The 22,423-nt window shown below is 54.2% G+C and carries 21 protein-coding genes, 1 pseudogene and 1 other annotated feature; of the genes and pseudogenes, 10 read left to right on the top strand and 12 right to left on the bottom strand.

Going from position 1 to position 22,423, the window contains the following annotated elements; translation table 11 throughout:
- Positions 1–5: 5 nt before the first annotated feature.
- Positions 6–314 carry a lipopolysaccharide assembly protein LapA gene (gene lapA, locus OGW17_RS08235; RefSeq protein ID WP_047463550.1) on the bottom strand — a complete coding sequence of 103 codons (309 nt, stop codon included), beginning with the start codon at positions 312–314 and terminating at the stop codon, positions 6–8.
- Between the two features lie 150 nt (positions 315–464).
- Positions 465–1,229: a phosphatidylglycerophosphatase B gene (pgpB, locus tag OGW17_RS08230; RefSeq protein ID WP_049011910.1), complete on the bottom strand. Its 765-nt coding sequence runs from the start codon at positions 1,227–1,229 to the stop codon at positions 465–467.
- A gap of 187 nt (positions 1,230–1,416) precedes the next feature.
- Between pgpB and ribA the strand changes: the two genes are divergently transcribed.
- Positions 1,417–2,007: a GTP cyclohydrolase II gene (gene ribA, locus OGW17_RS08225; RefSeq protein ID WP_012132238.1), complete on the top strand. Its 591-nt coding sequence runs from the start codon at positions 1,417–1,419 to the stop codon at positions 2,005–2,007.
- Between the two features lie 54 nt (positions 2,008–2,061).
- On the opposite strand, the gene acnA is transcribed toward ribA, so the two are convergent.
- From acnA to topA, 6 genes are all read right to left on the bottom strand, one after another.
- Positions 2,062–4,737, bottom strand: coding sequence for an aconitate hydratase AcnA (acnA, locus tag OGW17_RS08220; RefSeq protein WP_047463548.1), 2,676 nt, complete (start codon positions 4,735–4,737; stop codon positions 2,062–2,064).
- 185 nt (positions 4,738–4,922) lie between these two features.
- Entirely contained in the window at positions 4,923–5,018 is a 96-nt protein-coding gene (gene ymiC, locus OGW17_RS08215) for a small membrane protein YmiC (RefSeq protein WP_223849120.1), read from the bottom strand.
- Positions 5,019–5,149: 131 nt separating this feature from the next.
- The gene (locus tag OGW17_RS08210) at positions 5,150–5,320 is read right to left on the bottom strand and encodes a YciX family protein (protein WP_096753854.1); all 171 of its coding nucleotides are present in this window, start codon (positions 5,318–5,320) and stop codon (positions 5,150–5,152) included.
- A gap of 3 nt (positions 5,321–5,323) precedes the next feature.
- Positions 5,324–5,485, bottom strand: a complete 162-nt coding sequence (locus OGW17_RS08205) for a YmiA family putative membrane protein (RefSeq protein ID WP_012132233.1) — start codon at positions 5,483–5,485, stop codon at positions 5,324–5,326.
- Between the two features lie 303 nt (positions 5,486–5,788).
- Positions 5,789–6,763, bottom strand: a complete 975-nt coding sequence (gene cysB, locus OGW17_RS08200) for an HTH-type transcriptional regulator CysB (RefSeq protein ID WP_012132231.1) — start codon at positions 6,761–6,763, stop codon at positions 5,789–5,791.
- 211 nt (positions 6,764–6,974) lie between these two features.
- Complete coding sequence (gene topA / locus OGW17_RS08195) at positions 6,975–9,572, bottom strand: type I DNA topoisomerase (RefSeq protein WP_071258408.1); 2,598 nt, start codon at positions 9,570–9,572, stop codon at positions 6,975–6,977.
- A gap of 400 nt (positions 9,573–9,972) precedes the next feature.
- On the opposite strand from topA, the gene OGW17_RS08190 reads away from it, so the two are divergent.
- Positions 9,973–10,224 carry a YciN family protein gene (locus tag OGW17_RS08190; RefSeq protein WP_071258410.1) on the top strand — a complete coding sequence of 84 codons (252 nt, stop codon included), beginning with the start codon at positions 9,973–9,975 and terminating at the stop codon, positions 10,222–10,224.
- 176 nt (positions 10,225–10,400) lie between these two features.
- Here the strand turns inward: OGW17_RS08190 and sohB are convergent, their stop codons facing one another.
- The gene (gene sohB / locus OGW17_RS08185; RefSeq protein ID WP_024130302.1) at positions 10,401–11,447 is read right to left on the bottom strand and encodes a protease SohB; all 1,047 of its coding nucleotides are present in this window, start codon (positions 11,445–11,447) and stop codon (positions 10,401–10,403) included.
- Between the two features lie 237 nt (positions 11,448–11,684).
- Here sohB and OGW17_RS08180 point away from each other — a divergent pair, with 237 nt between their 5' ends.
- Both OGW17_RS08180 and cobO read left to right on the top strand, forming a co-directional pair.
- A complete protein-coding gene (locus tag OGW17_RS08180) occupies positions 11,685–12,446 on the top strand; it encodes a YciK family oxidoreductase (protein WP_058669226.1) in 762 nt (253 codons plus the stop codon).
- Positions 12,443–13,033, top strand: coding sequence for a cob(I)yrinic acid a,c-diamide adenosyltransferase (gene cobO / locus OGW17_RS08175; RefSeq protein WP_058669227.1), 591 nt, complete (start codon positions 12,443–12,445; stop codon positions 13,031–13,033). Before OGW17_RS08180 ends, cobO begins: the two co-directional genes overlap by 4 nt.
- A gap of 91 nt (positions 13,034–13,124) precedes the next feature.
- Here the strand turns inward: cobO and rluB are convergent, their stop codons facing one another.
- From rluB to rnm, 3 genes and pseudogenes are all read right to left on the bottom strand, one after another.
- Positions 13,125–14,000 carry a 23S rRNA pseudouridine(2605) synthase RluB gene (gene rluB / locus OGW17_RS08170; protein ID WP_012132223.1) on the bottom strand — a complete coding sequence of 292 codons (876 nt, stop codon included), beginning with the start codon at positions 13,998–14,000 and terminating at the stop codon, positions 13,125–13,127.
- 100 nt (positions 14,001–14,100) lie between these two features.
- Complete coding sequence (locus OGW17_RS08165; protein ID WP_012132222.1) at positions 14,101–14,721, bottom strand: L-threonylcarbamoyladenylate synthase; 621 nt, start codon at positions 14,719–14,721, stop codon at positions 14,101–14,103.
- Positions 14,718–15,598: pseudogene (gene rnm / locus OGW17_RS08160) on the bottom strand (RNase RNM). The gene OGW17_RS08165 and the pseudogene rnm overlap by 4 nt, the downstream one beginning before the upstream one ends.
- A 135-nt stretch (positions 15,599–15,733) precedes the next feature.
- Here rnm and trpL point away from each other — a divergent pair.
- The 6 genes from trpL (at position 15,734) to trpA (ending at position 22,402) form a co-directional block, all read left to right on the top strand.
- Positions 15,734–15,778, top strand: coding sequence for a trp operon leader peptide (gene trpL, locus OGW17_RS08155; protein ID WP_012905981.1), 45 nt, complete (start codon positions 15,734–15,736; stop codon positions 15,776–15,778).
- Positions 15,755–15,849, top strand: a sequence feature (Trp leader region). Its footprint overlaps the gene before it by 24 nt.
- A gap of 23 nt (positions 15,850–15,872) precedes the next feature.
- Positions 15,873–17,435 (top strand): anthranilate synthase component 1, encoded by a 1,563-nt coding sequence (locus tag OGW17_RS08150; protein ID WP_071258413.1) that lies wholly within the window; start codon positions 15,873–15,875, stop codon positions 17,433–17,435.
- Complete coding sequence (gene trpD / locus OGW17_RS08145) at positions 17,435–19,030, top strand: bifunctional anthranilate synthase glutamate amidotransferase component TrpG/anthranilate phosphoribosyltransferase TrpD (RefSeq protein ID WP_012132219.1); 1,596 nt, start codon at positions 17,435–17,437, stop codon at positions 19,028–19,030. Before OGW17_RS08150 ends, trpD begins: the two co-directional genes overlap by 1 nt.
- A 3-nt stretch (positions 19,031–19,033) precedes the next feature.
- A complete protein-coding gene (gene trpCF / locus OGW17_RS08140) occupies positions 19,034–20,392 on the top strand; it encodes a bifunctional indole-3-glycerol-phosphate synthase TrpC/phosphoribosylanthranilate isomerase TrpF (RefSeq protein WP_071259036.1) in 1,359 nt (452 codons plus the stop codon).
- A 10-nt stretch (positions 20,393–20,402) separates the two neighbouring features.
- Positions 20,403–21,596: a tryptophan synthase subunit beta gene (trpB, locus tag OGW17_RS08135; RefSeq protein WP_012132217.1), complete on the top strand. Its 1,194-nt coding sequence runs from the start codon at positions 20,403–20,405 to the stop codon at positions 21,594–21,596.
- Positions 21,596–22,402 carry a tryptophan synthase subunit alpha gene (gene trpA / locus OGW17_RS08130; RefSeq protein WP_049009727.1) on the top strand — a complete coding sequence of 269 codons (807 nt, stop codon included), beginning with the start codon at positions 21,596–21,598 and terminating at the stop codon, positions 22,400–22,402. Before trpB ends, trpA begins: the two co-directional genes overlap by 1 nt.
- The last annotated feature ends 21 nt before the right edge of the window (positions 22,403–22,423 follow it).

Raw genomic sequence — 22,423 nt, 5'->3', positions numbered from 1 at the left:
AATGATTATTCCTTCACAACCGACGAATCGGCAGATACCGCAACGTCGGTCGCAGGCGAAAGCTGGTTTTCCAGTCGTTTGATTTTACGTTCGGCACGCACCAGGGAGACGCGAACACGCAGCCAGAACAGGCCGCAAATTAGCCAACCAATAGCAAAGCCTGCGGCAAATAAAACGGCAAGCAACGTAGAAATACGGTACTCCCCTTGAGCCAGCAGGTAATTAAACGTTACCTGTTGATCGTTCTGCGCACCCAATGTCACCGAAATAACAAAAATCGCCAACACCAGTAAGAAAATGAGTAAATATTTCACATTACTTCCCGTTATGTGGTTTGAGCGAATAAATCGTGTTCAACTTACCGCATTCAGCCCTTTAAATTACCATTTTCGCGACGCGCGCGAAACGGAAAAGCGTTCTGTCCACTCATGATTTAAGGGCAAATTACGGAAAATCAACCACCGTCAACGTTCTTGCTCCCGCTGCGCTATCTCGCGAGCCTCTTCAACGGGTGGCGTAAGCGGTCCGCAAATGCGCTGAGCAAGCCAGGTCGCCAGCGTCACCAGAAGCCAGGATATCAACGTCGCGACAACTAAATCGCGCGGCCAATGCATACCCAACAACAGGCGGCTGCCCATAACACTTGTTGCCCAGACTAACAAAATCGCAATCGTAAGGGTACGCCTGCGCGGCCATAATAGTCCTACCGCCAACAACGCCCAGCTTGCGGCAAACAGGGTATGCCCGGAAGGAAACGCGAATCCGGTCTCTTTTTGCCAGTGTTGACGCAGAAAAGCCGGAATATCCTGCTGCCCGGACAGTTGTTCTTTGACTAAGTGCCCACGTTCTTTACGTTTTAAAGTGTAGAACTCATCAACGGGAATATGGTGCGTTTTTTCCAGCCAAATAACAAAAGGTCGGGGTTCCTGCACCCGCTCCTTCACCAGCGATTTTACCCCCTGCCCCAGCAGGATCGCACCGGCCAGAATAGCAAAAAGCATCATTGCGGCTTTCAGGCGAAATCTCAGGCACCAAAGAAACCAGGCGCACAGAAGCACATGCGTAATAATTCCCCACGGCTGCGTCACCGTTTCTGTCACCCAGTATAAGGATTTTAACCACCAGACCGAGTGTCCGGGTTGCCAGCTCCAGCCTGAAATCCATACGCTAACCGGCATCACAAGCAACAGAGCAGCGCCTACGGTTGTGCGCTTCGCAATCGAAAGCATGACCTCTCCTTTCGTCGATAAGTGCCACAATCATAACTGAAAACCTGGCGTGCCGGAAAATTGACAAATTTGTGCCATTCCAAAAGCGATCGCACGGCAGCGATTAGGTGAAGTCCGCCGCCTTATGGCAAAATAGAAACATACAGAAGCCAATTGGCGATGACACCAGCATTATCTGGAGAAATACATGCAGCTTAAACGAGTGGCAGAAGCCAAACTGCCAACCCCATGGGGCGATTTCCTGATGGTGGGATTTGAAGAACTGGCAACCGGACACGACCACGTCGCGCTGGTTTATGGCGATATCTCTGGTCAAACCCCTGTCCTGGCTCGCGTCCATTCAGAATGTCTGACCGGCGACGCATTGTTTAGTCTGCGCTGCGATTGTGGTTTTCAGTTAGAGGCGGCGCTGACGCATATCGCGGAAGAAGGTCGCGGTATTCTGCTCTACCACCGTCAGGAAGGACGTAATATTGGCCTGCTCAATAAGATTCGCGCCTACGCGTTGCAGGATCAGGGTTACGATACCGTGGAAGCCAACCATCAGCTGGGTTTTGCCGCCGATGAGCGTGATTTCACCCTGTGTGCCGATATGTTTAAACTGCTGGGCGTCGATGAAGTCCGTCTGCTGACCAATAACCCGAAGAAAGTCGAAATTCTGACGGAAGCAGGTATCAATATTGTTGAGCGCGTACCGCTGATTGTTGGCCGTAACCCAAATAACGAACACTATCTGGATACCAAAGCCGCTAAGATGGGGCATTTATTGGGTAAATAAATTTTTGCTATTAAAGGCCTGATGAGCACCGCGCCATCAGGCCTTTTTTATGTCTTAATGCAACATATTACGAATCACATAATGCAGAATGCCGTCATTCTGGTAGTAGGTTAATTCAGTTGCGGTATCAATACGGCACCGGCACGAAATCACCTCTGTGCTGCCATCCACTTTGGTTAACGTCACCGGAATGGCGGCGCCAGGCTTCAGGTTTTGCAAACTGGCAATATCAATTGTCTCCTCACCGGTTAACCCGAGCGTTTTACGCGTAACGCCCTGCGGGAATTCCAGCGGTAGAATCCCCATACCAATCAGGTTTGAACGGTGAATACGTTCAAACGACTCGGCAATCACGACGCGAATACCCAGCAAACGCGGGCCTTTGGCCGCCCAGTCACGGCTGGAACCGGAACCGTACTCTTTACCAGCAATCACCGCCAGCGGCGTTTTCTCCTGCTGATACAGCATCGCTGCATCATAGATGGAGATCACCTCCGTCCCCGGCAAATGTCGGGTCATTCCCCCTTCAACGCCGGGAACCATTTCGTTGCGGATACGAATATTCGCGAACGTACCGCGCATCATCACTTCATGGTTTCCACGGCGCGAACCGTAGGAGTTGAAGTCCCGACGCTCAACGCCATGATTCTGCAAATAGCGCCCTGCCGGGCTGTCCGCCTTTATGCTGCCCGCCGGAGAGATATGGTCAGTGGTGACGGAATCACCCAGCATGGCCAGAATACGGGCACCATGAATATCCTCCACCGGATCGGGTTGAACCTGCATTTCGTCAAAGAACGGCGACAAGCGGATATAGGTGGAGTCATCCTGCCAGCCATAGGTGTCTGAGCGATCAACATTGATCGCTTTCCATTCCGGCGTCCCTTCAAAAACCTCGGCATACTCTTTGTGGAACATTTCTGACGACACCAGCTCAACGGCGCGGGCGATCTCCTGCGCGGAAGGCCAGATATCCTTCAGATAAACCGGGTCGCCTTTGCGATCGTGGCCCAGCGGCTCTTTCGCCAGGTTAATATTCATATTGCCCGCCAGCGCATAGGCGACAACCAGCGGCGGTGACGCCAGCCAGTTGGTTTTCACCAGCGGATGGATTCGGCCTTCAAAGTTACGGTTGCCGGAAAGTACCGCGCCTACCGTCAAGTCGCCCTTTTTGATTGCCGTTTCGATAGGCTCCGGCAGTGGGCCGGAGTTACCAATACAGGTGGTGCACCCATACCCCACCAGATTAAAGCCAAGTTCATCAAGATAAGGCGTGAGTTTCGCCTGCGCCAGGTAATCCGAGACCACTTTCGATCCCGGCGCCAGCGAAGCTTTCACCCACGGCTGCCGTTTCAGCCCCAGCGTTACCGCTTTTTTCGCCAGCAACCCGGCGGCCATCAGCACGCTGGGATTTGAAGTATTGGTACAGGAGGTGATAGCCGCAATCACGACAGCGCCGTCCGGGAGCTGGTATTGATGGCCGTTCATAACATAATCGATTGGCTGCCGGTCTTTTTGCGCGGTGTTCAGTTCCAGCTCCGTGCTCGCGGCGAAGGCTTTCGGCACATCCGCCAGCGCAACCCGATCCTGCGGGCGCTTCGGCCCGGCAAGGCTCGCCTCGACATCCCCCATATCCAGTTCCAGCGAACTGGTGAAAACAGGTTCATCGCCAGGGTTTCGCCACATCCCCTGCGCTTTGGCATAGGTTTCGACCAGCTCAACCTGCTCCTCGCTACGGCCGCTTAAACGCATATATTCGAGGGTGATGCCGTCAATCGGGAAGAAGCCGCAGGTCGCGCCATATTCCGGCGACATGTTTGCTATCGTCGCGCGATCGGCCAGTGGCAAGGAGTCCAGACCGTCGCCGTAGAATTCAACGAATTTACCAACGACGCCGTGTTTACGCAGCATCTGGGTCACGGTCAGCACCAGGTCGGTCGCGGTGATACCTTCACGCAGCTTACCGGTCAACTTGAAGCCAACAACATCGGGAATGAGCATTGAGACCGGCTGGCCCAGCATCGCGGCTTCCGCTTCAATCCCCCCGACGCCCCATCCCAGCACGCCAAGGCCGTTGATCATCGTGGTGTGGGAGTCGGTACCGACCAGCGTGTCCGGGTATGCGACCCACTCTCCCGCCTGCAATTCGCTCCAGACGGCCTTACCAAGGTATTCCAGGTTCACCTGGTGGCAGATCCCGGTTCCTGGCGGCACCACGCTGAAGCGACTAAAAGCCTGTTGCCCCCATTTCAGGAACACATAGCGCTCGTGGTTGCGTTCCATTTCCAGACGCACGTTCTCTTCAAAAGCGTCATCATCGCCAAAGCGATCGACCGTTACCGAGTGGTCAATAACAAGGTCTACCGGGGATAGTGGATTCACTTTCGCAGTATCCCCGCCGAGGCGTTTGACCGCTTCGCGCATGGCGGCCAGATCCACCACCGCCGGGACACCGGTAAAATCCTGCATTAATACACGGGCGGGTCGATAGGCAATTTCGCGGTCGGCATGGGCTTTTTTCAGCCACCCGGCTAACGCCTGAATATCTTCTTCGGTAACAGAGTCACCGTCCTGCCAGCGCAGCAGGTTTTCAAGCAGAACTTTTAGCGACTTGGGCAAGCGGGTAATATCGCCCAGTTTTTTGGCAGCCAGGGGCAGACTGTAGTAATGATAGGTTTTGTCTTTGGCCTGCAACGTGTCCTTACTGGCTTCTCGTAGGGTTGACGACATAGCTCCTCCTTAATAACAGGGTTGGATACCCTGACTCTCCTCAGGGTTAGTATTAAAGATAACACAAACAGAATGTAACGTTTTGATAACAACCCAAATTGATAAAAGAGGAGAAACCTTACGGACGGGAATCGGCATGCGCAGGCCCGATGACGTTGCGCCATCGGGCATTTACCGGCATACGATCAGAAAGAGACAATCCAGATAAGTTGAGCCCAGAACAAGAGCGATACTGAGAACGCCCCAATCCATGACCAATATTTAAGATTCACAGTTTGCATAGGCTACACCGACATTTGTTTAATACTTTATGCTGAGATTTACTCAGCGCTTATTGCTGTGGTGTATAAGGAAATACAGTACGGGATGTTAATGACCTGTACTGGAAATGATGATTAAAAAAAATCGCCAATTATTGTTTCTGTTGCTCATCTTCAGCGAATGAATCAATAAATGCCTGTTGCTGTTGTGTGAGTTTCCAGGATTCTGGAATATTCGTCACACATTCGCTCCGCGCTTCCTTCACGCTATCACGAGGCTGACGTGCTGGCGTTGAGGGTTGCTGATGTTCCTGCGAAACCATGACTTACCCCCACACTTGCCAGATAACCAGCGCAATCACAACCCAGAACAGCGCAGAGCCGAGGAATACCGCCAGCCATGCTTTGCGTTTAAGCTCGGGGTCCCTGCGGGGTTCCTGGTTTCCAGAAGGCATTGCTAACCTCATACAATCGGCATCACTTATCATTTCAGCACCAAACAATCGGTACAATTAATCATCAGATGAGACAAATCCTAAAGAAACTTTAGTCAAAAATCCAGTGAATTTACGAATCGTTTCCCATGAATAAATCAATCTTTTGACCGGAAATAAATATTTGAAAGGCGGAATTTGCGAGGCGGGTAATTCGAAACTACTTTACTGGCGCTTTTCCATGAATACGATGCAGGTAATATGATCGCAGAAAAAGCGAAAACCATAATCCATAAATTTAGTGGTTATTCAGGTATCTCCTCGTGTCTGGAGATACCTGAAAACTCACGCGCGTGATTACTTTTCCGGTAATTTAATATCGTTAAACATGGCTTCAATTTCTTCGTTAGAACGCAAGGCCACGGCGGTATCCACAACATCGCGCGTCAGATGCGGCGCAAAGCGTTGAATAAAGTCGTACATATAGCTGCGTAAAAACGTGCTGCGGCGAAAACCAATTTTCGTGGTGCTATGGCTGAAAATATCATGCGCATCGACACGCACCAGGTCCGGGTCGGAAATTGGATCGACGGCCATGCTGGCAATCACCCCAACCCCCAGGCCAAGCCGGACGTATGTTTTTATCACGTCCGCATCGGTTGCCGTAAAGACAATACGCGGCGTCAGCCCGGCGCGATTAAACGCGGTATCCAGCTCGGAGCGCCCGGTAAAGCCAAAGGTGTAGGTCACCAGCGGATACTGTGCCAGTTCCTCAATCGTCACCGATGATTTAGCGGCCAGCGGGTGCTCTGGCGTGACGACGATAGAGCGATTCCAGTGGTAGCATGGCAGCATCACCAGATCGTCATACAGGTGCAGCGCTTCAGTGGCGATAGCGAAGTCGGCATTCCCTTTCGAAACCGCTTCCGCGATTTGCGTGGGCGACCCCTGATGCATATGCAATGAAACGCGAGGATAGCGCTCAATAAAGCCCTTGATCACATTTGGCAGCGCATAGCGCGCCTGAGTGTGCGTGGTGGCAATATACAGAGAACCTTTATCCGGCCAGGTGTGTTCGCCCGCCACGGACTTGATGGCATCGACTTTGGACAACACTTCGCGCGCAATGCGAATAATTTCCTGCCCCGCTGGCGTCACCTGCGTCAGGTGTTTACCGCTACGCGCAAAAATCTGGATGCCAAGCTCATCTTCCAGCATACGAACTTGCTTACTGATACCCGGCTGGGAGGTGTAAAGCCCTTCGGCGGTGGAAGAGACATTAAGGTTGTGATTAACCACCTCAACAATGTAGCGAAGCTGCTGTAATTTCATGTTAAACCATCCAGATTAGCGCCGTCATGTCATCGTTTGATAAGCAGCACGTCACGCGCTGCTAATACGATTTAATAATAAAAAAGCCGTTAACTATAACCACTATATCATTTATATCAGAGCTGTATAGATGCGAAGAAAAAATAATAAGCCCGGAATAAAAAAGGGCCGCTTGCGCGACCCTCTTAAGTGAAATTCAGCCAGGTGACTGTTATTTCTTACCTTCTACCCACTTGCCATCAACGAAGAATGCGGACCATCCCGTCGCTTTCCCGTCTTTTTCAGCGGCAACATACTGCTGTTTCGTCTTACGGCTAAAACGCACCAGCGTCTTATTGCCTTCCGGGTCCTGCTGCGGCGCATCGGCCAGATAACGCAGTTTTTCCGGCAGACGGTCGCGGAAGCGGTACAACTCTTCCACTAACGGCGCACGCGTTTCACGCGATTTCGGGAAGGTATTCGCCGCGAGGAAGATCCCTGCGGCGCCGTCACGCAGCACGAAATACGCGTCCGATTTCTCGCACGGCAGTTCCGGCAACGGCACCGGATCTTCTTTCGGCGGCGCGACTTCACCGTTACGCAGAATCTTACGGGTATTTTTACATTCGTCGTTAGTACAGGCCATGTACTTACCAAAACGCCCCATTTTCAGGTGCATTTCAGAGCCACATTTTTCGCACTCAACGATCGGGCCGTCATAACCTTTAATGCGGAACTCGCCCTCTTCGATTTCGTAACCGTCGCAGGTCGGGTTATTACCGCAGACATGCAGCTTGCGTTTCGGATCGATCAGGTAGCTGTCCATTGCGGTGCCGCACTTCTGGCAACGACGTTTTGCACGCAAGGCGTTGGTTTCCGCATCATCGCCTTCCAGTACGTTCAGCACTTCATTTTCCGGCACCAGGTTGATGGTGGTTTTGCAGCGCTCTTTCGGCGGTAGCGCATAGCCGGAACATCCCAGGAACACGCCGGTGCTGGCGGTGCGAATCCCCATCTTGCGCCCGCATGTCGGGCAGTCAATGCTGGTCAGCACCATCTGGTTAGGACGCATGCCGCCCTCTTCAGGATCTTTCTCCGCTTTATCAAGCTGCTGAGTAAAATCGCTGAAGAAGTTATCCAGCACGTTTTTCCACTCGGCTTCGTGGCTGGCCACCTTGTCGAGGCTGTCTTCCATCTGGGCGGTGAAATCGTAGTTCATCAGCTCGCGGAAGTTTTCTTCCAGTCTATCGGTGACAATCTCACCCATTTTTTCAGCATAGAAGCGACGGTTTTCCACGCGGACATAACCGCGATCCTGAATGGTCGAGATGATCGACGCATAGGTGGATGGACGACCAATACCGCGTTTTTCCAGCTCTTTAACCAGCGATGCTTCACTGAAGCGCGCCGGTGGTTTGGTGAAGTGCTGCGCCGGGGTCAGTTCAACCAGCGTCAACACATCGCCTTTATTCACCGCAGGCAACGTCCGGTCTTCATCGCCTTTACGCAGCGCAGGCATGACTTTCGTCCAGCCGTCAAAACGCAGAATGCGGCCACGCGCTTTCAGGCGGAAATCACCCGCACCGACCGTCAGCGTGGTGGAATCGTACTGGGCTGGCGTCATCTGACAGGCGACAAACTGACGCCAGATCAGCTGATACAGTTTCTGCGCGTCCGCTTCCATATCCTTCAGCGCTTCGGCCATCACCGCGACATCAGAAGGACGGATCGCTTCGTGCGCTTCCTGTGAATTTTCTTTGCTGGCGTACTGGTTCGGGCTCTCCGGCAGGTATTTCTTGCCGAAGCTATCGCTGATATAACCGCGAACCATGTTTACCGCATCCTGGCTCAGGTTGGTGGAGTCAGTACGCATGTAGGTGATGTAGCCTGCTTCGTACAAGCGCTGCGCCATCATCATGGTTTTTTTCACGCCAAAGCCCAGACGCGTGCTCGCCGCCTGTTGCAGCGTCGATGTGATAAACGGCGCGCCAGGCTTGCTGCTGGTCGGTTTATCTTCACGCTCCAGTACGCTGTAACGCGCTTTTTCCAGCAGGCTGACCGCCGCCAGCGTTTGCTCGCGGTTAACCGGACGGAACGGTTTATCATTCTGGTGCGTAACGTCGAGCGGCAAGGCATCGCCAGAAGGCGTTGTCGTGCTGGCGTTCACTTCCCAGAACTCTTCCGGTACGAACGCTTTGATGTCACGTTCGCGTTCAACAACCAGACGCACGGCAACGGACTGTACGCGGCCTGCCGACAGGCCTCGCGCAATTTTTTTCCACAGCAATGGCGACACCATATAGCCCACAACGCGGTCCATAAAGCGGCGCGCCTGCTGCGCGTTAACACGGTCGATATTCAGTTCGCCTGGCTTATCAAACGCCTGGCGAATCGCGTTTTTGGTTATTTCGTTAAACACCACGCGGCTATAGCGCGTGTCATCACCCCCGATCACTTCCCGCAGGTGCCAGGCAATGGCTTCCCCTTCGCGGTCAAGGTCGGTTGCGAGATAGATGTGGTCGGCTTTTTCAGCCAATTGTTTCAGTTCAGAGACGACCTTCTCTTTACCGGGCAGCACTTCATACTGCGCATCCCAGTTATGCCAAGGGTCAACCCCCATTCGGTTGACGAGAGCGCCACGTTCATCCTTTTTGGGCTTTTTAGCCGTTTTGGTGGAGGTAGAGTCGGCGCTCTTTTTAGCTGCTGAGCCACTGGTCGGCAAATCACGGATATGACCGACGCTGGACTTAACCACGTAATCATTACCCAGATACTTGTTGATCGTTTTGGCTTTTGCCGGGGACTCAACGATGACAAGAGCTTTACCCATATTCACCTTTACCTAAATTGATTCTTCCTGGAATGCGTCGCACGTTGATTCACCTTCCACTGGCGACGAGACACCGATATGGTCTCTGTGTCGGCGGATATCAACCCCTTGTACTGACTCGGTGCGCGAAACGTGATCCTCAGGTGACTGAGTTAACAGGCTTTTTAGCACACAAGCGCTATAGCACGACGGAATTTTGGTCGAATGTCAAGCAAATCTGTTGCCAGATTGACGAAAGCGTCACACTGTACCTGATAAAATTCGTTACGCAACTTTATTAGCATGCAAAAACAAATCTCGCCAGTAACAGCACCTTTACAAGACCTTCGTGTTTATCAGGGAATATTTGCCCATAAGCAGCGCCCGGCGTAGACTAATGTCCTTGTTTAAGGAGTAAATAATGCATAAAGACACCCAACCTATCGATCGTGAAACACTGCTGATTGAAGCCAACAAAATCATTCGTGAGCATGAGGACACGCTGGCGGGGATTGTCGCCACCGGTGTGGCGCAGCGAAACGGCGTGCTGGTCTTCAGCGGCGATTACTTTTTAGACGAGCAAGGTTTACCGACGCCAAAAAGCACCGCCGTGTTTAATATGTTTAAACATCTGGCACATGTGCTTTCTGAGAAGTATCACCTGATCGATTAACGCAGGAAAGGTTTTGCCGGATGGCGGCTGCGCCTTATCCGGCCTACAAAACAATCCGCAAGCCCGGTAAGCGTTAGCGCCACCGGGCTGTTTGCCGGATGGCGGCTGCGCCTTATCCGGCCTACAAAACAGTCCGCAAGCCCGGTAAGCGTTAGCGCCACCGGGCAATGACAATTTTACATCAGCGGTTTTTGTCCGCGCTGCCACCAGCGTAGCAACAAACGATCGGCGCTTTCTGCGGCGCTGCCCGTAAACCGATCCATCAATTTCTTGCGCTGCATAAAGCGAACGTTGAACACCTCATAACCGTCCATCAAGCGGAGAATGACGTCATCACTGGTGTTGATTTCGTCCACCAGACCTTTCTCCAGCGCCTGTTGGCCATACCAGTGCTCGCCTGTGGCCACCTGTTCGATATCCAGCACAGGGCGCATCTGCTGCACAAAATGCTTAAACAGGTGATGGGTTTCATTCAGATCTTCACGGAATTTCTGGCGCCCTTCCTCCGTGTTTTCGCCAAGCAGCGTCAGCGTGCGCTTATACTGGCCCGCCGTGTGCAGCTCAATATCGATATCCTTCCCTTTCAAAAAGCGATTAAAGTTAGGGATTTGCGCCACAACGCCAATAGAGCCAACAATCGCAAACGGCGCCGAAACAATTTTGTCGGCCACACAGGCCATCATGTAACCGCCGCTGGCGGCGACTTTGTCCACCGTTACCGTCAACGGGATCTGCTTATCGCGCAGACGCTGCAATTGCGAAGCCGCCAGGCCATAGCCATGCACAACGCCGCCGGGGCTTTCCAGACGCACGACCACCTGATCCTGCGGTTTAAACGCCGCTAACACCGCCGTCACCTCCTCACGCAGCGCGCTGACTTCGTGGGCATCCATACTGCCTTTAAAATCCAGCACCCAGGCACGAGGTTTCCCCGTCGCGGCATTTTCCCCCTGCTTTGCTTTCGCTTTCGCCGCTTTTGCCTCCAGCTTCAGCTTCTTTTTCTGCGCTTTATGCCAGAGTTTTTGTTGATGACCGTCCATCAGCGCCGTCGCCAGATCGTCCTTCATCTCTTTATATTGCTCGCTGAGATTCGTTACCCGCAGTTCCCCACGCTGGCGTTTACGCTGGGCAGCATTCACGATCAGCATCACAATGACGGCGATTGCCACCACGACAGTGACGATTTTTGCCAAAAACAACCCATATTCAGACAACAATTCCACGAGTCCCACCTTGGTTAAACAACGCTATTTTGGCTCAGTGTACAACAGGCGTGTTAGCCCGTCTCGTTTGATCCTGCGTTGCGGTTACTGGGTGAAAAGTATGACAAAGTGTTCATTTTTCGGCGTTATCGCCGTTGACTGATTGAAATGACGCGGGCTTTCAGGCATAAAGCCGAAAAGTTAAAGAGAAGATAAGACAACTGGCAGGGTGACCCAACGCGTCGCCGAGGAGTAGCCGTGCATTACCAACCTAAACAAGATCTACTGCAAAATCGCATTATTCTGATCACTGGCGCCAGTGATGGCATTGGTCGCGAAGCCGCGCTCACCTACGCGCGCTACGGCGCAAACGTTATTTTGCTGGGTCGAAATGAAGAAAAACTGCGTCAGGTCGCACAGACTGTCGCCGAAGATACAGGCGCATTGCCACAGTGGTTTACGCTGGATCTACTGACCTGCACCGCTGAAGAGTGCCACCAGTTAGGCCAGCGGATTGCGGCGCACTATCCACGACTGGATGGCGTTCTGCATAACGCCGGGTTACTGGGCGATATCTGCCCAATGAGCGAACAAAATCCGCACGTCTGGCAGGATGTTATGCAGGTTAACGTCAATGCGACATTCATGCTGACTCAGGCGCTGCTTCCTTTATTACTTAAATCCGACGCCGGTTCGCTGGTCTTTACCTCATCAAGCGTCGGTCGTCAGGGACGCGCCAACTGGGGCGCTTACGCCACCTCTAAATTCGCCACCGAAGGCATGATGCAGGTACTGGCGGACGAATACCAGAACCACCCCTTACGTGTAAATTGCATCAACCCAGGCGGCACGCGCACAAGTATGCGCGCCAGCGCCTTCCCTACGGAAGATCCGCAGAAGTTAAAAACGCCCGCCGATATCATGCCCCTCTATTTGTGGCTGATGGGCGACGACAGCCGCCGTAAAACCGGTATGACTTTTGATGCCCAGCCGGGCCGTAAACCAGGAATCGCCCAATGACTGAAGAACGCTATCAACAACGCCAACAGCGTGTGAAAGACCGGGTCGACGCCCGCGTTGCGGCGGCGCAGGACGAACGCGGCATCATCATCGTGTTTACCGGCAACGGTAAAGGCAAAACCACGGCGGCATTCGGCACCGCAACGCGTGCCGTCGGCCACGGTAAAAAAGTGGGCGTAGTGCAGTTCATTAAAGGCACATGGCCTAACGGCGAGCGCAATCTGCTGGAGTCCCACGGCGTGGAGTTTCAGGTGATGGCGACCGGGTTCACCTGGGAAACGCAAAATCGCGAAACCGACACCGCAGCCTGTATGGCTGTCTGGGAACATGGCAAACGTATGCTGGCGGACCCAACGTTGGATATGGTCGTGCTGGATGAACTGACCTACATGGTGGCGTATGACTATCTGCCGCTTGAAGAGGTCATCAATGCCTTAAATGCCCGTCCGCAGAATCAGACGGTGATTATTACCGGTCGCGGTTGTCATCGCGATATTCTGGAACTGGCCGACACGGTCAGCGAGCTGCGTCCGGTCAAACATGCTTTTGAAGCGGGCGTGAAGGCCCAGATGGGAATTGATTATTAGGAAACGGTGCCGGATGACGGCGTAAACGCTTTATCCGGCCTACAGGCAAAACGTAGGCCCGGTAAGCGTAAGCGCCACCGGGCATTCAGCATCAACCGTTGTTGTTACGACCGCCTGAACGACGACCGCCGCCAACCTGGCTGTGACGCTTCACCGCACGGCGAATCTGGTTCGCCTTCATACGACGTCGGTCTTTCTCCACGGCCACTTTGGAGGTGGTTTCCGGCGCCAGCTGCACCAGTTCACGCAGATAGTTGGTCTGCGCCAGGTCCAGTTCGGTCCAGCCACCGCGCGGCAGCCCTTTCGGCAATGGAATATCGCCATAGCGCACGCGGATCAGTCGGCTAACCTGCACGCCAACCGCTTCCCACAGACGACGTACCTCACGGTTACGCCCTTCGGTCAGCGTGACGTTGTACCACTGGTTAATGCCCTCACCACCGCTGAATTTGATGGTCTTAAACGCCGCCGGGCCATCTTCCAGTTGAACGCCACGACTCAGGTCACGCAGCTTGGCGTCATCAACCTGACCAAATACGCGCACGGCGTATTCACGCTCAACTTCACGACTCGGGTGCATCAGACGGTTCGCCAGTTCGCCATCCGTCGTGAACAACAGCAAACCGCAGGTATTCACATCCAGACGACCTACGGCAATCCAGCGCGCGCCGCGCAGTTTCGGTAAGCGATCAAAAACGGTAGGACGACCTTCCGGGTCGTTACGGGTGCACAGCTCACCTTCTGGTTTGTAATAGGCCAGAACGCGACAAATTTGTTCCGCAGACTCTTTCACCGAGATCAGATGACCGTCGATACGGATTTTCAGACCCGGCGTGATTTCAACGCGATCGCCAAGCGTGGCGATTTTGCCGTCAACGCTTACACGGCCTGCTTCAATAATGGATTCAATTTCACGGCGAGAACCGTGGCCAGCGCGAGCCAGCACTTTTTGTAACTTTTCGCTCATAGAGCTTCCTTCAGGTGTCGCCTTCACAGGCGTCGAACAGGAGAATCAACGGCGCTTTACAGCGCCATTTTAAGGCCGCGTAGTATACAGAGTTGCGCCCTTATAAGAAAGGTTTAACGTCACCAACGCCTTCGCGCAAGACAACCGGGGAATCATCGGTTAAATCAATCACCGTGGTCGGTTGCTGGCCGAGGTAACCGCCGTGAATGATCAAATCGACCTGTTTTTCCAGGCGGTCTTTGATCTCTTCCGGGTCAGACTCGGTAAATTCGCTGCCGGGCAGCATCAGCGAGGTGGAGAGCATCGGTTCGCCCAGCGCTTCCAGCAGTGCCAGCGCGATCGGGTTCGACGGCACGCGCAGACCGATTGTTTTCCGTTTTTCCTGTAACAGGCGGCGCGGCACGTCTTTCGTTCCCTTCAGGATAAAAGTGTAGTTGCCCGGCGTATTGTTTTTAATTAAGCGAAAAGCAACGTTATCGACAAACGAATAGGTCGATAACTCAGACAGATCCCGACACATCAGCGTGAAGTTATGCCCGTCCGGCAGGTGGCGAATGCGACAGATGCGCTCCATCGCCCCTTTATCTTCGATTTTACAACCCAGCGCATAGCCGGAATCGGTTGGATAAACAATCACCCCGCCTTTACGCACAATTTCAACCGCCTGATTGATCAGCCGTTGTTGCGGGTTTTCAGGATGAATATAAAAAAACTGGCTCATACTTCCCTCACTGTGGTGTTTGTGGCTCTTCCCACAGCTGCCATACGCCTTCGACGCCTGCTGGCAGCCAGAGCTTGCGACCCAGTTCAATCCACGGGCACGGCTGATGAAAATCAGAGCCTTGTGATGCCCATAAATGGTGCTGGCGCGCATAGGTCGCCAGTTGGGTTCGCTCATTGGGCGACTGCTGGCATTGCGCCACTTCCATCGCATCACCGCGATGCAGCGCAAAATACGCAATCAACCTTTTCAGCCACTTAGCGCTAAGGTCGTAGCGGCCCGGATGGGCCAATACTGCCTTACCGCCAGAATGATGAATCACATCAATAGCTTGTTCTATTGTACACCACTGTGGCGGAACGTATCCGGTTTTCCCACGCGCAAGGTATTTTTTAAAAACATCGGCAATGCTCCCGGCTTTGCCGCACTCCACCAGAAAACGGGCGAAATGCCCGCGCGTCACGGCCCCACCGTCGGCAAGCCGCAAAGCGCCTTCCCACGCCCCTGGAATATGCGCTTTCTCCAGACGCTCGGCAATCAGACGCGCACGCTGCTGACGACGTTCGGTTTGCTCCGCCAGGAACGCGCACATCGCCGGATGCGCAATGTCGATATTCAGACCCACAATATGGATCTCATGATTTTCCCAGACAGTTGAAATTTCCACGCCAGGAATCAGGTTCAGGGCAAGCCCGGAACGTGAAATTTCTTCTCTTGCCGCCGGAATAGCGGCTGTGGTGTCATGATCGGTGATCGCCAGTGTGCCGACTCGCATCTCTACCGCACGATGTACTAACGCTTCTGGCGTTAACCGACCATCGGACGCCGTTGTATGACTGTGCAGGTCGTAAATCACTGCGTAATTCGTGTCGCTCAAGGCGGCTCCCGTCTTAATAAATGTTCTTTCACAAACATCATAACGGTTCCGGCAAATATACTGAAATCAGGTGTTGACTTTATTTCATCGAACTAGTTAACTAGTACGCAAGTTCACATGAAGAAGGTATCTGAGATGAAAGCAACATTCGTACTGCACGGTTGGTGGCGCACTTCCTGATTTCGGGCAGTGTATGACGTCTGCAATAAGCAACCAGATACCCGGCCCGCCAGATGAGCGGGCTTTTTTTTGAACAGAATGAATGAGAATAACGATGCAAATACAAAAACCAACACTCGAATTGCTTTCCTGCAATGCCGCCTACCGTGAGAACCCGACGGCGTTGTTCCATCAGGTTTGTGGCGACCGCCCGGCAACGCTGTTGCTGGAATCTGCTGATATCGACAGTAAAAATGATCTGAAAAGCCTGCTGTTGGTCGATAGCGCGCTGCGCATTACCGCTTTGGGTGACACTGTCACTATCGAAGCGTTAACGGATAACGGTGCATCCCTGCTCCCGCTGCTGGATGCCGCGCTGCCCGCAGGCGTTGAAAATACAGCGCTGCCCGGCAACCGGAAGCTGCGCTTTCCCGCAGTAAGTCCGCTGTTAGATGAGGATGCGCGTCTGTGTTCGCTGTCGGTATTTGACGCATTCCGTCTGTTGCAGAACCTGGTGAATGTGCCTGCTGAAGAGCGCGAAGCCATGTTTTTCGGCGGTTTGTTTGCCTATGACCTGGTGGCGGGATTTGAAGCGTTACCGCAACTGGAAGCCGGTAATCGCTGCCCGGATTACTGCTTCTATCTGGCGGAAACGCTGATGGTGATTGACCATCAGAAGAAAAGCACCCGTATTCAGGCAAGCCTCTTTACCGATAATGAAGCGGAAAAACAGCGTCTGACGGCGCGCCTCGCGCAGCTGACGCAGCAATTAACCGAACCCGCGCCGCCGTTGCCCGTTACGCCAGTGCCGCAAATGCGCTGCGAATGCAGCCAGAGCGACGAAGAGTTTGGCGCCGTTGTGCGTACCATGCAGAAAGCGATTCGCGCAGGAGAGATTTTCCAGGTGGTGCCTTCCCGCCGCTTCTCATTACCCTGCCCGTCACCGCTGGCGGCCTATTACGTACTGAAAAAGAGCAACCCAAGTCCATACATGTTCTTTATGCAGGATAACGATTTCACCCTGTTTGGCGCCTCCCCGGAAAGCTCGCTGAAGTACGACGCGACCAGTCGCCAGATTGAAATCTACCCCATCGCCGGCACACGCCCGCGCGGTCGCCGTGCCGACGGCTCGCTGGATCGCGATCTCGACAGCCGCATTGAGCTGGAGATGCGCACCGACCATAAAGAGCTGTCTGAACACCTGATGCTGGTCGATCTGGCGCGTAATGATCTGGCGCGCATTTGTACTCCCGGCAGCCGCTACGTTGCCGACCTGACGAAAGTCGATCGTTATTCGTTCGTTATGCACCTGGTGTCCCGCGTGGTGGGTGAATTACGCAGCGATCTGGATGTGCTGCATGCTTACCGCGCCTGTATGAATATGGGCACGCTGAGCGGCGCGCCAAAAGTTCGCGCCATGCAGCTTATCGCCGGTGCCGAAGGACGTCGTCGCGGCAGTTATGGCGGTGCGGTGGGCTATTTCACCGCGCATGGCGATCTCGATACCTGCATTGTGATTCGCTCTGCTCTGGTGGAAGACGGCATCGCCACCGTGCAGGCCGGTGCCGGAATCGTGCTGGATTCTGTTCCGCAGTCTGAAGCCGACGAAACCCGTAATAAAGCGCGCGCGGTTCTGCGTGCTATTGCCACCGCGCACCATGCACAGGAGATTTTCTAATGGCTGACATTCTGCTGCTCGATAACATCGACTCTTTTACTTACAACCTGGCAGATCAGCTACGGGCCAACGGCCACAATGTGGTGATTTACCGTAACCATATCCCGGCGCAGACCTTAATCGACCGTCTTGCGACGATGAAAAACCCGGTGCTGATGCTTTCTCCTGGACCAGGCGTCCCCAGCGAAGCCGGTTGTATGCCGGAGTTGTTGACCCGTCTGCGCGGCAAGTTGCCCATTATCGGCATCTGCCTCGGACACCAGGCGATTGTTGAAGCCTACGGTGGTTACGTCGGTCAGGCGGGCGAGATTCTCCACGGCAAAGCGTCGAGCATTGAACATGACGGACAGGCGATGTTTGCCGGCCTTGTGAACCCGCTGCCGGTCGCTCGTTATCACTCTCTGGTGGGCAGCAACGTGCCTGCGGGGCTGACGATTAACGCCCATTTTAACGGCATGGTGATGGCGGTACGTCACGACACGGATCGCGTCTGCGGTTTTCAGTTCCACCCGGAGTCCATTCTTACTACGCAAGGTGCGCTGTTGCTGGAACAAACGCTGGCCTGGGCGCAACAAAAACTGGAGCCGACCAATACGCTGCAACCGATTCTGGAAAAATTGTACCAGGCGCAAACCATGACCCAGCAGGAAAGCCACCAGCTTTTCTCTGCCGTGGTCCGTGGCGAACTGAAGCCAGAACAACTGGCGGCGGCGCTGGTCAGTATGAAAGTGCGTGGCGAACATCCGAACGAAATCGCTGGCGCCGCTACCGCGCTGCTGGAAAATGCCGCGCCGTTCCCGCGCCCGGACTATCTGTTTGCCGATATTGTCGGCACCGGCGGTGATGGCAGCAACAGCATCAATATCTCCACCGCCAGCGCCTTTGTGGCGGCGGCCTGCGGGCTGAAGGTGGCCAAACATGGCAACCGCAGCGTCTCCAGTAAATCCGGTTCGTCCGATCTGCTGGCGGCATTCGGTATCAATCTGGATATGAACGCCGATAAATCGCGTCAGGCGCTGGACGACCTGGGCGTCTGCTTCCTGTTCGCACCGAAATACCATACCGGTTTCCGTCATGCGATGCCGGTTCGCCAGCAGCTTAAAACCCGCACCTTGTTCAATGTGCTGGGGCCGCTGATCAACCCGGCTCACCCGCCGCTGGCGCTGATTGGCGTCTACAGCCCGGAGCTGGTGCTGCCCATTGCCGAAACCCTGCGGGTACTGGGTTATCAGCGTGCGGCGGTGGTTCACAGCGGCGGTATGGATGAAGTGTCGTTGCATGCGCCAACCATTGTGGCTGAACTGCACGATGGCGAAATCAAGAGCTACCAGCTCACGGCGGAAGACTTCGGCCTCACCCCGTATCACCAGGAACAGCTGGCAGGCGGCACGCCGGAAGAAAACCGTGACATTCTCACCCGCTTGTTACAAGGTAAAGGTGAAGCCGCTCACGAGGCCGCTGTCGCTGCGAATGTCGCCATGTTAATGCGCCTGCATGGTAAGGAAGATTTAAAGGCCAATGCGCAAACTGTGATTGATGTACTGCGCAGTGGCGCAGCTTATGACCGGGTTACCGCACTGGCGGCAAGAGGGTAAATGATGCAAACCGTTTTAGCGAAAATCGTCGCGGATAAGGCGATCTGGGTAGAAGCCCGTAAACAACAACAACCGTTAGCCAGTTTCCAGAATGAGGTTCAGCCAAGTGCCCGCCATTTCTATGATGCGCTGCAAGGCACGCGTACCGCATTTATTCTGGAGTGTAAAAAAGCGTCCCCCTCCAAAGGGGTGATTCGTGATGACTTCGACCCCGCGCAGATTGCCGGTGTTTATAAACATTACGCGTCGGCGATTTCCGTTCTGACCGATGAGAAATATTTCCAGGGGAGTTTTGACTTTCTCACTGTTGTCAGCCGTATCGCGCCGCAGCCGATTCTGTGTAAGGACTTCATCATCGATCCTTACCAAATCTATCTGGCGCGTTACTACCAGGCCGATGCCTGTCTGCTGATGCTCTCCGTACTGGATGACGAGCAATATCGCCAGCTTTCCGCCGTCGCCCACAGTCTGAAAATGGGCGTGCTGACGGAAGTCAGTAACGAAGAAGAACTGGAGCGCGCCATCGCACTGGGTGCGAAAGTCGTCGGCATTAATAACCGCGACCTGCGCGATCTGTCGATTGACCTTAACCGTACCCGTCAGCTTGCGCCAAAACTGGGGCACGGCGTGACCGTGATCAGCGAGTCCGGGATTAATACCTATGCACAGGTGCGCGAGCTAAGCCACTTCGCTAACGGTTTCCTGATCGGTTCTGCATTGATGTCCCATGCCGATCTGCACGCCGCCGTGCGTCGCGTGTTGCTTGGCGAGAACAAAGTCTGCGGCCTGACGCGCGCTCAGGATGCAAAAGCCGCTTACGAAGCAGGCGCCATTTATGGCGGACTGATTTTTGTTCCCTCGTCGCCTCGCGTCGTAAATCTCGACCAGGCGCGCGAGGTGATAGCCGCAGCCCCCCTGCAATATGTCGGCGTATTCCGCAATACCGCTATCACCGAGGTATGTGAAAAAGCGACCACCTTGTCGCTCAAGGCCGTGCAACTGCATGGCAGTGAAGACCAGGCTTATGTCGATGCTCTGCGCGCCGCATTACCGGAACAGGTACAAATCTGGAAAGCGCTTAGCGTGGGCGACGCACTGCCAGCTCGTGATTACCAGCACGTTGATAAGTACGTTCTCGATAACGGTCAGGGCGGCAGCGGCCAACGTTTTGACTGGTCGTTATTGAACGGTGAAACGCTGGACAACGTATTGCTGGCGGGCGGATTAGGCGCAGACAACTGCGTGGAAGCGGCAAAAACCGGCTGTGCCGGTCTCGATTTTAATTCTGGTGTAGAGTCACAGCCGGGCATCAAAGATGCACACCTTCTGGCCTCGGTCTTTCAGACACTGCGCGCATATTAAGGAAGAAAACATGACAACATTACTCAATCCCTACTTTGGTGAATTTGGCGGCATGTATGTCCCGCAGATTCTGATGCCTGCCCTGCGCCAGCTGGAAGAAGCGTTCGTCAGTGCGCAGAAAGATCCGCAGTTTCAGGCCCAGTTTGCCGATCTGCTGAAGAACTATGCAGGCCGTCCAACCGCGCTGACCAAATGCCAGAATATCACCGCCGGCACCAAAACCACGCTGTATCTGAAGCGTGAAGATTTACTGCACGGTGGCGCGCACAAAACAAACCAGGTACTGGGGCAGGCGCTGCTGGCGAAACGCATGGGTAAAACAGAGATTATCGCCGAAACGGGCGCAGGTCAGCATGGCGTGGCTTCCGCGCTCGCCAGCGCCCTGCTCGGTCTGAAATGCCGTATCTATATGGGCGCAAAAGACGTCGAGCGTCAGTCGCCAAACGTCTTTCGTATGCGACTGATGGGCGCGGAAGTGATCCCTGTACACAGCGGCTCCGCCACCCTGAAAGACGCCTGCAACGAAGCGCTTCGCGACTGGTCCGGCAGCTATGAATCCGCGCACTATATGCTCGGAACTGCGGCAGGCCCGCACCCGTTCCCGACCATCGTCCGTGAATTTCAGCGCATGATCGGGGAAGAGACGAAAGCGCAAATCCTCGAAAAAGAAGGTCGTCTACCGGATGCCGTGATTGCCTGCGTGGGCGGCGGCTCCAACGCAATCGGCATGTTTGCGGACTTCATCAACGAAACCAGCGTGGGTTTGATTGGCGTCGAACCTGGCGGCCACGGGATTGAAACAGGCGAGCACGGCGCGCCGCTGAAGCATGGCCGCGTGGGCATCTATTTCGGTATGAAAGCGCCGATGATGCAAACCGAAGAAGGGCAAATTGAAGAGTCCTACTCCATTTCCGCCGGGCTGGATTTCCCGTCCGTTGGGCCGCAGCACGCGTATCTGAACAGTATTGGTCGCGCCGATTACGTGTCGATCACCGATGACGAAGCGCTGGAAGCCTTTAAAACGCTCTGTCTGCATGAAGGGATTATTCCGGCGCTGGAGTCGTCCCACGCCCTGGCTCACGCCCTGAAAATGATGCGTGAAAATCCAGAAAAAGAACAATTGCTGGTCGTTAACCTTTCCGGTCGCGGCGACAAAGACATTTTCACCGTACACGATATTCTGAAAGCGCGAGGGGAAATCTGATGGAACGCTATGAAAACCTGTTTGCTCAGCTGAAGGATCGCAAGGAAGGCGCATTTGTCCCCTTCGTGACCCTGGGCGATCCTTCCGTTGAACAGTCACTGAACATTATTGATACGCTGATTGAAGCTGGCGCCGATGCCCTTGAACTCGGCATTCCGTTCTCCGATCCGCTGGCAGACGGGCCGACCATCCAGGAAGCCACGCTGCGCGCGTTTGCCGCAGGCGTAACGCCTACGCAATGCTTTGAGATGCTGGCGCTGATTCGTCAGAAACACCCGACGATTCCGATTGGTCTGCTGATGTACGCCAACCTGGTGTTCAGCAAAGGGATCGACGAATTTTACGCGCAGTGCGAGAAAGTCGGTGTGGATTCCGTACTGGTGGCGGATGTGCCTGTTGAGGAGTCTGCGCCCTTCCGTCAGGCGGCATTACGCTACAACGTGGCGCCGATTTTCATCTGCCCACCCAATGCCGATGACGATCTGTTGCGCCAGATAGCCTCTTATGGCCGCGGCTATACCTATCTGCTTTCGCGGGCAGGCGTGACGGGCGCAGAAAACCGCGCCGCATTACCACTGCATCATCTGGTGGAAAAACTGAAAGAGTATAACGCCGCGCCCCCGTTGCAGGGCTTTGGCATCTCTTCCCCGGAACAGGTTACAGGTGCCATTGAAGCCGGCGCCGCCGGGGCGATTTCCGGGTCAGCAATCGTTAAGCTCATTGAGAAAAACGTCGCAAACCCCGGGCAGATGCTGACCGAGCTGAAAGCGTTTGTCACGGCAATGAAAGCCGCGACCCGCGCATAATATTGCTCAGGCAACAGGCCC

Origin of the sequence: Citrobacter sp. CK181, assembly GCF_030333595.1 — a bacterium.
GTDB lineage: Bacteria > Pseudomonadota > Gammaproteobacteria > Enterobacterales > Enterobacteriaceae > Citrobacter_B > Citrobacter_B koseri.
The sequence above is the reverse complement of the archived record's forward strand: the minus strand, read 5'-3'. Positions and strand labels throughout refer to the sequence as shown.

Excerpts from the sequence above, each read along its gene's own strand:
- pgpB (WP_049011910.1), bottom strand. The coding sequence starts at position 1,229 with ATGCTTTCGATTGCGAAGCGCACAACCGTAGGCGCTGCTCTGTTGCTT.
- ribA (WP_012132238.1), top strand. The coding sequence starts at position 1,417 with ATGCAGCTTAAACGAGTGGCAGAAGCCAAACTGCCAACCCCATGGGGC.
- acnA (WP_047463548.1), bottom strand. The coding sequence starts at position 4,737 with ATGTCGTCAACCCTACGAGAAGCCAGTAAGGACACGTTGCAGGCCAAA.
- ymiC (WP_223849120.1), bottom strand. The coding sequence starts at position 5,018 with ATGCAAACTGTGAATCTTAAATATTGGTCATGGATTGGGGCGTTCTCA.
- OGW17_RS08210 (WP_096753854.1), bottom strand. The coding sequence starts at position 5,320 with ATGGTTTCGCAGGAACATCAGCAACCCTCAACGCCAGCACGTCAGCCT.
- OGW17_RS08205 (WP_012132233.1), bottom strand. The coding sequence starts at position 5,485 with ATGATAAGTGATGCCGATTGTATGAGGTTAGCAATGCCTTCTGGAAAC.
- cysB (WP_012132231.1), bottom strand. The coding sequence starts at position 6,763 with ATGAAATTACAGCAGCTTCGCTACATTGTTGAGGTGGTTAATCACAAC.
- topA (WP_071258408.1), bottom strand. The coding sequence starts at position 9,572 with ATGGGTAAAGCTCTTGTCATCGTTGAGTCCCCGGCAAAAGCCAAAACG.
- OGW17_RS08190 (WP_071258410.1), top strand. The coding sequence starts at position 9,973 with ATGCATAAAGACACCCAACCTATCGATCGTGAAACACTGCTGATTGAA.
- cobO (WP_058669227.1), top strand. The coding sequence starts at position 12,443 with ATGACTGAAGAACGCTATCAACAACGCCAACAGCGTGTGAAAGACCGG.
- rluB (WP_012132223.1), bottom strand. The coding sequence starts at position 14,000 with ATGAGCGAAAAGTTACAAAAAGTGCTGGCTCGCGCTGGCCACGGTTCT.
- OGW17_RS08165 (WP_012132222.1), bottom strand. The coding sequence starts at position 14,721 with ATGAGCCAGTTTTTTTATATTCATCCTGAAAACCCGCAACAACGGCTG.
- OGW17_RS08150 (WP_071258413.1), top strand. The coding sequence starts at position 15,873 with ATGCAAATACAAAAACCAACACTCGAATTGCTTTCCTGCAATGCCGCC.
- trpD (WP_012132219.1), top strand. The coding sequence starts at position 17,435 with ATGGCTGACATTCTGCTGCTCGATAACATCGACTCTTTTACTTACAAC.
- trpCF (WP_071259036.1), top strand. The coding sequence starts at position 19,034 with ATGCAAACCGTTTTAGCGAAAATCGTCGCGGATAAGGCGATCTGGGTA.
- trpB (WP_012132217.1), top strand. The coding sequence starts at position 20,403 with ATGACAACATTACTCAATCCCTACTTTGGTGAATTTGGCGGCATGTAT.
- trpA (WP_049009727.1), top strand. The coding sequence starts at position 21,596 with ATGGAACGCTATGAAAACCTGTTTGCTCAGCTGAAGGATCGCAAGGAA.